The sequence below is a fragment of the Pseudoalteromonas sp. P1-26 genome (assembly GCF_001401795.1).
GTDB lineage: Bacteria > Pseudomonadota > Gammaproteobacteria > Enterobacterales > Alteromonadaceae > Pseudoalteromonas.
The window spans coordinates 1-11,627 of sequence record NZ_LKDX01000073.1 but is presented as its reverse complement, the minus strand read 5'-3'; the positions used below and the strand labels follow the sequence as shown (position 1 = coordinate 11,627).

Sequence of the window (11,627 nt, the reverse complement as noted above, 5' to 3'; positions counted from 1 at the left end):
CCGCTCTCATTTATGTTTGATTCTATTCGGCACTAAAGTACCTCCTACAAGTGAAATCAAACTCGTAGCAGCGATTTTACATCGCGTCCTAGCGCCTAGCGCATAGAGCCTAATACCCAGCTCCTTTCCCCTTTCTAACTTTACTCTTTCCCCTAGAGCCTTTCCCCTCACCAACTCACACCTACTCCTCAATCGCGGGCCATAAACTTGCGCCGTCGCTGTCGATTGGGCTTAAAATCTCAAGGCCTAGAATTTTGGCGATCAGCGGGTACACATCTAAATTACTTACTTTGTCTAAACGTAGGCCTTGTTTAAAGGCGGGGCCGGTGGCGATAAAGGTTGCGGCCATATCTTCGCTGTAAGCGTAACCATGAGTGCCTAAATAACCGGCCATTTTGCTGTCAGTAAACACTCTAGGTGCGTCGGTTTGTAAAATAATATCGCCAACGCGCGGGCCTTTATCGTAGTGATAATCACGCTTTTGCTGCTCGCTTAGCACGATATAGCGACCATCAGCGGCTTGAGCAAGCTTTTTACTGAATCCATTAATGTCTGCTTTGCTATCTGGTTTTGCATAATATAAAACCCGAGGGCCGGTGTTTTGCACGATGAAGTTGTCGTCTTGCGGCAAGCTATCAATTTTAATACTAAGGCTTGGATCTACAGACGCCATACCGTGATCAGACACAATCACTAAGTTAATGTTTTCATCAAGCGCTTTTAAACGGCTCGATAAATCAGCCATTAAACTATCGAGCTTTTGCACTGCGTCATAAGTTTCTTTAGCATCAGGGCCAAACTCGTGCCCCATGCTATCGACCAACGAAAAATAACTTACCACTAAACGTGGGCGCTGTGCTTTTGGCAAACTCAACCACTGAATAATTTGATCAACACGCTTTTGGTAATCACTGTGTTTTGAATAATGATAAAAGTAATCAGGTAGCATGCCGTTAAAGCGCGCATCTGATTCAGGCCAAAAATAGGTGGCGGCTTTTAAGCCCTGCATTTGCGCTAGGTTCCAAAGCGGAATACCATTTACCCAAGTGCTGTCGTCTTTCCCTTTACCCATTTTGTAGCAGTCGTTACGCTCAGTATCACAAAAGCGGTTCTCGACAATGCCATGATTAACAGGCAATAAACCGGTAATAATCGACAAATGATTCGGGAAGGTTTTGGTCGGATAAACAGGGCGCATTTTGTTTGCTCTCACGCCCTGTTCACTGATTGCTTTTAAGTGCTTTGCATGATGTTTTTCAATGTAATCCCAGCGAAATCCATCTATCGAAATAAGTACCACAGATTGCTCTTGCTCCGCTTTTACAAGAGAGCTGAACGCTAATAAACCCGCTAAAACTAATTGCCAAATACGCATGCGAAACCCTTTTTAGTTCAATTTGTTAATTTGCTCAGAAACTTTACCAAACTGTTTTGAAAATTTTGTGATCATGCTTTCTAGCTTTTTCACACTACGTTTTAAACGTGAGCCGTTTATTTGGCTATAAATAAAGCCCCAAACGCCTGTAACCACACTTAACACAATAAACACAGCAACCGGTAGGCCATCTAAGTGCTCAACCACTTGCGGGTAATCATTGAGTAAATCAATGCCAACATCTGGCACAAGTGTATTTACTAATGGATAAAAATCTTGCGCATCAAAGTACCAAGCTAACCCTATTGATGTAAGACCAAGTAGTACCATACGGTTAAAGCCATGCACCATACCAAAACTGCGTACTGATGAGTTGTCATAAGTAATGTCTTTACTCACATTAACGGCATACTCTCGGTAATACTTATAATAACGTTTTGTGTCTACACTGCTGTAGGCGTAATACACCCAATCACCAATATCAACAGAGCCCAGTAAATCTTCACCCGCTTTAAAAATATATGGTTCACCCGATGCGGTTTCGAGCATGATTTCACCTTTTAAGGTGGTGCTACGATTACGATAAACTTCAACGCGCTCTTTTACGTCACTACCTACATACGTGCCACCTCGATACGTCGTTGTGGTTTCTGTCGTGGTCACTGTTTGGCGGGTTTCATTAGCATGTGCGCTTTGCTCTTTTTCTAGTACTTTGCCAAGCACAGCACGATGACGAATAGTGCCTTTTTCGTTACGTGCCCAAACATTTTTATGCTCATAAGCGTTTTCATATGCAAGGCTATACTCATCCATAATGGCATGCTCAAGCTCAGCAATACTGGTCGGTTTAGTTATGCTCGACTCTAACGCTTTTTGAATGCTAATGGCTTGCTCATCATCTTTTGCAAGTGATTGTTCTTTTTCAGCAATCGCTTCAACGTGTTGCTTAGCGCCACAGCAATAACAATGCGCAGCATCTTGGCTAATACGCTGCTGGCAAGAGATACAAATAACATCTGACTTACTTGGCGTTCTTGCCAGCATGTTATAACCCAGTTGATTTAGGGTGGTCGATAGCATCACATCTGTTGCAGCTAAAATCGCATCATACTTTGCTTCTTGTTTGGCTTTAGCTTTTTTATGGTAGTTGTGCTCTGCCATAAATACCCCGATAGCAACTGGCAATGACGCAAGTAGCGCAGGCAAAAACTCAAGCTTTGCAGCAAACAACATGATTAAGAATGTAATAACACTTAGCACCAGCCACAATATCGTTCCGCCAGTGTAGTTTCGGCTAATGGTTTTGTCCCAGCTGCGATATTGTTGGTCAGCAAAATGCACAATCACAACAGGCATAAAGCGGTCATTTTTAACTACCCGCCTAGCATTGCCATCAGCAATGCGATAATTAAGCGTTAACGGTGTTTCTTGAAATGCGGTGATTACATTGCCCTTTTGTAGGTTAGCAATCACATCTTTTTCTGCATCAACACTAAACTCATGAATAATGCCATCTTTGTCTTCAACTTCTAGCCACCAATAACCGTACAGCATGTTGTCGTTATTGGTTTTATAACGACGCTTATAGTAAAACATTGATTTCACAACGCCTGTGATCGTACTCGCTTGTGGCGCATAGTTTTTCACATCAACCAGCAAGTCAGGGCTGAGTTCTTCAACCGTGTGCATTTGTCTTTTTTGCTCAAGAGCTTCTCCACAGTCACAACAGTGAAGATCGGTGGCATACACCGTATTTTGGCAATGTTGCATTTTCATTCCTTGCTTAATTAATTGCTTAAATCAATGGTTAATGTTTGTTCGCCAGCATCTACTTGGTGCCAACGTCGATACGTTTTATACCCAGGCGCCGACACTTGAATATCATAAGCGCCAGTTTTTAATGTCATGCCGGGGCGATATTTAGGGCCGATATTCATAATGCGAATAGTGGCGTTCGCCGGGTTTGTAGTAATGGTAAGTTTAGTTTTTTGCTCAACCAGATATTGTCTACGCTGTTGCTGCTCAGCACTTAAACTGGCATCGCCATGGCGCAAAATATCAACCTTGGCTAAAGCATGGCTCAGCGGGCTAAAGTTCTCGTAAATATGCAGTTTTTCTTCAAACTTTAAACCAAGAGGATGCAGCAGAGGCTGGGCATGCAAAGTCCAACGAATAGCATAACTAAACACCGGATTGCTCGACTCATCGACCTTGTCTAAAAAGTAGTTAACAGGGCTTTGATCATCCTTGGTAAAGGTGTTATGCACAAACATTACTGGCACTATCAAAATCAGCGCAGGCATAATCAGCTTTTGCAAAACAGATACACCTGTCGTTGGTTGCTTTTCTTGCTTAGGTTTAACCAGTTGCCACAGTTTTAACGGCAGCTTGCTAAAGGTTAAGCAAATCAAAAACAGTGATAACGACATCGAAATAGGCGGAATAATCACTGAACGCAATGCTTGCTTCCCGTACTCGGCATACTCACCACCATCAGCAAATTTACCCTCAGAGCTATTAAGCATGGCTAGGTATTTGTCGGTGCGTTTTGCAATGTTTGGATCAAGCACCTTGTCTTTAAAGTTCTTTTTATTCCAATCGGCACGAATGTTTTTTACGTATAAATCACCCATTCTATCGGCAATTTTTGCTTGAATTTGTGGGTGTAGCTGAAACGCAACCCAGCTTAAGTTTGGCTTTAAACTCATGCCGCGTTTACGCATTTCGCTTTGCCATTGTGCATTAGCTTCACTTGTAACCTTATTGGCTACAGCATTAGCAAATGCTTGGCGTTGATTCACATTCCAGTTGCTTTCAAGCTGTAACCCTTTGCTGGCAAAATGTCCTCTAAGCTTCTTTTGTGTTGTTTCGTGAGCACGAAACGCCATTAAGTTTTCGATTGTAAATGGGTAGCCCGTTTCACTTACAAACATCTTATGAAAATTTGGATGTTGTAAAAAACGCAGCTGGTAATGATCTGGGTCATCGGTGTATTTGTAGCGCTTATCTTTAAAGCCGCCATCACCACCGGTTGCTAAACTAGCAGCTTGTAGTGCGGTATAAACACCACCAGTAAGCACACCCATTAAAATAGTGCCTGCGGCATTTTCAGCAACCGAAACATCTTCTTCAATAAGCCAGTAATCAGGCTCTATGTAGCCAATACCGGCTTTTAAAATATTGCTTCGGTAGTCTGCTGCTTCGCGTTCATAACAACGATTTCGGCGGTCTTTTTCACTGCTTTTGTCATAACGCTCACGGCATTTTGCAATGCTGTGGTGGTAATCATAAATCTTCGGGCCATACTTTTGTGCACGCGCTGACGCTTTTGCGATATGGGCTTTTTGCGCTTGTTGGTACTTGTTCCAGCCGCTATTGATCTCTTGTTCAACTTGCTGCCAATAACCTTGCTCGCGCTCACCGATACTTGCCAAAGTGCTGTTGTACTTTTTACTGCCATCAGCATAGGCTTTGTATTTAACCACCAGCTCATCATATAACTGGCTGTAGTTTTTATAATGTTTATCAAAATCTTGATACGCTTTTTTCTGTACAAACGCAGCAATAATCTTTCGCTTATCTTGCTCTAGGTTGTCTGAAAGGGCGGCATCGCTATACAGTAAGCCACCAAACAGCGCCAAAAAGGTCAGGTTTTCTGAGCTATGTAATTGCTCAGGGTTGTAATCAAGGTCGTTCACTTTAATCGAGTTAATCGCCAGCGCGTCTCTAAGTGCAGCACTGTAGGTAGCAAACTGGCGCTGCTCTGCGGTTGAAGGCTCAATTAAGGTTTTTTCAATGGCATATTTTTGGCCAAAAAACACCACCGGCCAAACTAAACACAATAAAGCGATAAACGAGATAATGCCACGGCCCACTTTGGCAACCATAGCCTTAGGTAAAAAGTCAGCTAACAGCAGTGCAACACCCACCCCAGATACAGCTCGGCCATAAATTTCGAGGTGTTCAAGGTCTTCTGCCGAAGGGGTACCTAAACCGACTAAAGAGACTAACTGGGCATTAAAAATTGCCTCAGGTAATAAATATAAAGTAGCTAAAACAAGTAGCAAACAGCGCCACCAAAACGGCTTTATTAAATCAGTCATAGTTTTATTCTTATTGTTTTTTACGCAGTTCTAGTTCAACAGCAGGATCTGTTTCTAGGCTAAAATCTTCATCGGCTTGGCGAGTCCCAATTTCTAAATTAGGTGCTGAAGGAGTCGATGTTACTTTGGGAATATAAGTTTGTGCCTGAGTTGATTTAAGCGTGCCGCCGACCGCTGGGTAAAGCTGATTCCCTTTATAAGCATACAGCTCATCAAGGCGCTCTAAATCAAGGTCTGTGGGCATGCTGGCAATCAACTTAGCGTCTGCTTCATCGCTAAAATACGGCTGCATTTTTGGTAACTCAAACACAGAACAAAAGCCATAAACGGTATCGTCCATAATTACAGAGTCAGGGCGAAGAGAACGTGACTGCGCTAATAGGCTGCGCTCATGATAGTCGTGGCCGTTAATAGAATAAGTGGCAATCATAATACCGCGCGCTTTAGCAACCGGCTTTAAGCGTGCTGCACTTTGCTTGTAATGACGAATATCAAGCACATAACCAAAGTTACGTTTTAGCTGTTTTGCTAATCTATCGAGCTTAACTGGGCTGTCGTAACGTTTTTCACGATGGTAGCGATTACCCAGAGCTTGTAAGCTCTCAAGCTCTTCTTTGTTGCGCTCGTAAATTGGGTCGCTACCAGCGCCGCGTTTTAGGTCACTTGCTAACTTATTCATTGAGGCTTTTGCCGGTGACTGAATAAATGCCAAGTAAATATCTGGGTTAATATCGCGCATACGAGTCAGGTTGCGCATTTCTAAACTGCTAAAAAAGTAGTTACCACCGCCAACAAATTCATATGCTAAATAATCAAGCATTTTTAAATCGTTAACTGAGGCCTTTGATTTTATTTCAATATTCAGTTTTTGATGAGGCTTACGGTAGCGCGCAAATGTGGCAGCAAGCTCTCTAAATGAAGGTGGCATATCATCGGTAAGTAACCCGGTATCTTGGTTACGATGACGTAAATAGCCCCACTCTTTTTTATAGCTCATCGACTCAATTTTGCGGCGCTTATTGTCAACTGTGCCGGTTTCCCGACCTGTACGGGCATCATGATGCACAACCCACACATCGTCACGGGTAATTCGCACATCAATCTCAACAACGTCAAAATTGTTGTCGATGGCATCAATTACCGCGTTAAGCGAGTTTTCTGCATAACGAATTGAGCCACGGTGGCTCTGCAAATTAAAGTTACTGCATTGCCTAGCAGAGGCGTAGTTGATATTACCAAGTTGGCTTTCATAAAAACCTCGTGCATACAGTGCACCCTGCTTGGCCTTAATGGCATTTTTTTCGGCCACCGTTAAGGTGCTTTCAGCGCTTGGCTCTGGGGTGTTTTTACAAGCCGTTAAACCAATACAACACAGAAGAATACTGGCAAGGAGCCATGGTTTTTGAGACAGAGTTTGCATCATTGCTTTATAGCCAAAAGGCTTTCCTTTTTAATACAAGATAATGAAGAAGTGCGTAAAACTGAATAATATATGAATAAAGGCCACGATTTAAAGTAATAACTTTAATAAAAATGAATATTTTAATTTAAGATACAAGCTGTTAGATTTAATTTAATAAATGGCAAAATGTTGCTAACAAAACGCAAAAGCCCGATTTTACCGCTTTGTGGGAATGAAAAATGATCGATTTTGGTAAAAAAATTACTCCAGCGCGCGAAATGCGTTCTACCAATAATTTACACACGGCGCTTGAAAGTGATCGGGGCCGCATTATTAACAGTGCAGCAATTCGCCGTTTGCAGCAAAAAACCCAAGTTTTTCCACTCGAACGTAATGCTGCAGTGCGCTCAAGGCTTACCCACTCGCTTGAAGTACAACAAGTGGGTAGGTTTATTGTGCAAACCATTTTTAATAAGCTCAGTGATGCAAAACAAAAAGAATATGGCTTAGCTGGGCTTGAGCGCCCGCTAGAAAGCCTAGTAGAAATGGCGTGCCTAATGCACGACATAGGCAACCCGCCGTTTGGTCACTTTGGTGAAGCAGCCATCAACCAATGGTTTGATAAACACTTAGACGCACTGACTCCTGAGCGCTGCAAAGGCATTGGTATTAGTGTGATCTTTAAACACCTTGCCCAAGACATAAAAAGTTTTGAAGGTAATGCCCAAGGTATTCGCATAATTCATTCATTACTTTCTCTAAACTTAACCTACAGCCAAAGTGCCGGAATTTTAAAATATACACGCCCGGCCAGCATGGCGAAAATAGACAGCCCGCAAGATAAAAACTACTTGATGAAAAAAGTGGGTTACTACTTCAGCGAAAAGCCGTTTATTGAAGCACTACAAACTGAACTCGAAATTGAGCAATACTGCCGTCATCCTGCTAGCTACATTATGGAAGCAGCTGACGATATATCGTATTGTTTGGCCGATATTGAAGATGCCGTAGAAAAAGGCATTATTAGTGTTGAGTCGCTTTGCGAAAAGTTAAAAGAGCAATACACCCGCACACTCACGAACCTAACCATAGACGATACCAAACACAGCGACTTTGCCGAAAAAGCCATTGATTATGCGTTAAGTAAAGCACAAGAGCAGCCGTACAATTTTAATAGCGAATTTTTTATCTACCTACGCGTGACCTTGCTACACCCATTAGTAAGCTACGCAGCAGAGCGGTTTATTAATAATATTGAAGCCATTTACCACGGTGATTTTAATCAGGCTTTATTAGAAGATCGAAGTCACTTGCATGCCGTCACGCTCACTTTAAAACAAGTGGCATTAAAGCATGTATTTTGCCACAAAGAAGTAGAGCGTTTAGAGCTACAGGGTTACCGTATAATTAGCGGTTTACTTGACTGCTATAAACCTTTACTAGCCCTTGATGCTGATGCTTTTAAACGCGTGTTAAAAGGCGACCAAAACTACTTAATTGAAACTCGACTTGTTAAAAAACTATCTAATAAACATTTAAATAGCTACCAAAAAGCCATTGATGCCCTAAAAGCCGAACCGGATCATTTTGCCGCTTACGAGTTCTATTATCGCTGCCGCTTAATTCAAGATTACATAAGCGGAATGACTGACCAATTTGCTTACGACGAATACCGTGCGCTCATGGTAATTGATTAACCACTACGAATACGCTTAATTTGTTAACCAAATGTGGATAAATTACTCGTCTCAGCTTAGAATTAATTAACTGTTAGGTCATCGACTAAACCTTACTGGTCCAGAACTTATGCCAATTATAAAAACAACTTTTCTCTTATTACTCCTAAGCTTAAGCTTTACGAGTAAAGCTCAGTACAACGAAGCCATGTGTATTTTGTTAAAACAGCAAATGCATGAGTACCGCTTTAACACCAGCAATAAAAACTATCGCTCAGCTGCCAGAAACTATGAGAAAAACTGCAAAAATCCAACGCCAGTAAACAATGCAGCTGCTTTCGAAAAACTAGAACAACAAACGAAAGAAACAGCCCCAGTTAATTCAACTGCAGCGGCTAACCCTAGGGTGCACTCAGGCGCTATTCAAGCAGAACCTGAAGAAACTACTGCACCAATTGCAGAGCAAACCGTTGAGCCTATCGAACAGCAAATGCCAACAATTGAGCCTGAAGTTCAAGAACCAGAGCCTGTCGAACAAACAAATGCCTCAGCAGAACAAACCGAAATACCAGCAAAAGTTGACCGTATTACGATTTCTGATGCTCCTGAAGAACCTGTAGTAGAATCAACTACAAGCTCTGCTATTCAAGATCAAGCCACTGAAGTGAAAACCCAAAGTGCTGAGACTGCAACTGCTGAAAAACCAGCTGAACCTGAAGTAAAAGCAGAACCTGCACCAAAACCTGCGCCAACACCTGCACCTATGCCAGAACCTATTCCTGCAAACAGCGATAGCTCTTCAAGCTCATTATTAATGCCAAGCTTAATTGTGTTGTTGGTATTACTTGTTGCAGGTTTAGTGATTGTGCGTATTCGTCAAAGCAAAAAAGCAGACGCCGATTCAGAACTTGAACAAAGCTTAATGCAAGCTAAAGCCCTTAAAGCAGCTGCAGAAGCACAAGCAGCTGCTGAAAAAGAAGCTGAAGAACTCAAAGAAGCAACAACCGCAGTGCTGGCCGAAGAACAAGAGCACCCTCATGAAGACAGCTACCCGCTTGCCAACGATACATTTACAGCAACCGAAACTGACAATAATGACGAGCTTTCTGAGCTTATGCACTTTAGTGCTCAGCGTGATAAAGAAGAACAAGAGTCTGAAACTTCACCTGAACAACCACCAGCAGAAGACTTTGCTGATGCCCATCAATTCGAAGATCTTGAACTAGGTTACGACGAGAAAAACGTAAGTGACGCTGATGACGACTTTTTGGATGAGCAACGCGGCCTAGAGCAAGAGCTAAAATTAGCAAGCCTAGAAGGTTCATCGTATAGCATCAACGAGGAAGCTGAGCCGCAAGCTGATGACATTCAGCAAGACGAGCCTCTTACACCTGAGCCATTTGCAGAGCCTAAATTCGAGGCCCCTGAAATAGCTGAACTTGATGAGCCAGAATTAGAAGAACCAAGCTTTACTACAACTTCGTCATTTGGTTTTGATGAATACTCAGCTAAAGAGCCGGTTGCTGACGATGAGCCACCAATTACAGAGCCTGAGCCATTTGAGGCTGCTGAAATTGATGAGCTTGAGCAACCAGAAATTGAAGAGCCAAGCTTTACGAGTTCGTCATCGTTTGGCTTTGATGAATACTCAACTAAAGAGCCTATTGCCGACGATGAACCAGTATTAGCCGAGATAGAAGAACTCGAAAAGCCGGAAATCGATGAACTCGAGAAACCAGAAACCGAAGAGCCAAGCTTTACTGCATCTTCATCTTTCGGTTTTGATGAGTATTCTACAAAAGAGCCTGTTACCGACGATGAACCAGTGTTCGCCGAGATAGAAGAACTCGAAAAGCCGGAAATCGATGAGCTGGAGAAACCAGAAATTGAAGAGCCAAGCTTTACGAGTTCGTCATCGTTTGGCTTTGATGAATACTCAACTAAAGAACCTATTGCCGACGATGAGCCAGTATTAGCTGAGATAGAAGAACTCGAAAAGCCGGAAATCGATGAGTTTGAGAAGCCAGAAATTGAAGAACCAAGCTTTACTGCATCTTCATCTTTCGGTTTTGATGAGTATTCTACAAAAGAGCCGATTACTGACGAAGAACCGTCTAAAGATGAAGTGCCCGAATATGACTTATCATCATTTATGGGTGATGATTTATCGTTTGCTGATCATTTTAATGAAGATGAGCACACAGTCACTGCGCCAAACCCAGCAGAAGAACACGACGACATTAACGATGATGATTTAGCTAAAGCCTTACAAGCACTTGAACAAGAACTACAAGATGAACCAGCTTCCGTTAATGTAGAAGAGCCGTCACAGCCAGCGGTAGAAACTGTTGATTTGTCTGACGAACTGAGTAACGACGATAAGCTTGAAGAAACGCCTGAAGAAAAAAGTGAAGAAGCCGACAAAGAGCCAGAGCAACAAGATGATAAGCCGTATAATCCATTTGCGAACTTATCGCTAGATCCTACGTGGGATCCTAATTCTGACGAAAAACCTGTGATAGAAAGTAAAACCAAACAGCCAAAATCACAAGCCTTAATTGACGCAGAAGAACGCGCCAAACAGTTTAAAACGGATGAGTGATTAAGTTACGAGGTACGAGTTTCGAGATTCGAGATTCGAGATGCGAGACTGCAGCAGCGATTTTACATCGCGTCCTAACGCCTAAATCCCAGCGCCTATGTTTCCCCCGTAGGACTGGCTTTAGCCGGGAAATGTTTTAAGTTAGCGAGTCTCAAGTTACGGGGGAAAGGTGCGAGATGCGAGGTGCGAGATTCGAGTCTGTAGCAGCGATTTTACATCGCGTCCTAGCGCCTAGAACCCAGATCCTAGCGCCTATGTTTCCCCGTAGGCGTGAAACTTGTTTCGCGCGTCTGAGAGCTGAAGGCTGACAGCTCTCATTTATGTTTGATTCGGCACTAAAGTACCTCCTACAAGGTTCAAATGCAGAGAAGAACGCACAACCTAACCAACCCCACAGTTCGACTGATATCTAACATCTGACCTCTAACGACTAAAGCAGCGATTTTACATCGCGTCCTAACGCCTAAAA

6 protein-coding genes are annotated in these 11,627 nt (G+C 42.7%); 2 read left to right on the top strand and 4 right to left on the bottom strand.

Annotated elements, in window-relative coordinates; translation table 11 throughout:
* Positions 1–181: 181 nt before the first annotated feature.
* The 4 genes from AN394_RS20205 to AN394_RS20190 are packed head-to-tail and all read right to left on the bottom strand — an operon-like array spanning position 182 to position 6,901.
* Positions 182–1,375, bottom strand: a complete 1,194-nt coding sequence (locus AN394_RS20205; RefSeq protein ID WP_055022393.1) for an alkaline phosphatase family protein — start codon at positions 1,373–1,375, stop codon at positions 182–184.
* A 12-nt stretch (positions 1,376–1,387) separates the two neighbouring features.
* Positions 1,388–3,145, bottom strand: a complete 1,758-nt coding sequence (locus tag AN394_RS20200; protein ID WP_055022392.1) for a hypothetical protein — start codon at positions 3,143–3,145, stop codon at positions 1,388–1,390.
* A gap of 17 nt (positions 3,146–3,162) precedes the next feature.
* Complete coding sequence (locus AN394_RS20195) at positions 3,163–5,478, bottom strand: PEGA domain-containing protein (protein ID WP_054563231.1); 2,316 nt, start codon at positions 5,476–5,478, stop codon at positions 3,163–3,165.
* 10 nt (positions 5,479–5,488) lie between these two features.
* On the bottom strand, positions 5,489–6,901 hold the full coding sequence (locus AN394_RS20190; protein ID WP_055022391.1) for a glycerophosphodiester phosphodiesterase family protein: 1,413 nt from the start codon (positions 6,899–6,901) through the stop codon (positions 5,489–5,491).
* A 218-nt stretch (positions 6,902–7,119) separates the two neighbouring features.
* Here AN394_RS20190 and dgt point away from each other — a divergent pair, with 218 nt between their 5' ends.
* Entirely contained in the window at positions 7,120–8,577 is a 1,458-nt protein-coding gene (gene dgt, locus AN394_RS20185) for a dGTPase (protein WP_054563229.1), read from the top strand.
* Positions 8,578–8,764: 187 nt separating this feature from the next.
* Positions 8,765–11,158 carry a hypothetical protein gene (locus AN394_RS20180; protein ID WP_152968957.1) on the top strand — a complete coding sequence of 798 codons (2,394 nt, stop codon included), beginning with the start codon at positions 8,765–8,767 and terminating at the stop codon, positions 11,156–11,158.
* The last annotated feature ends 469 nt before the right edge of the window (positions 11,159–11,627 follow it).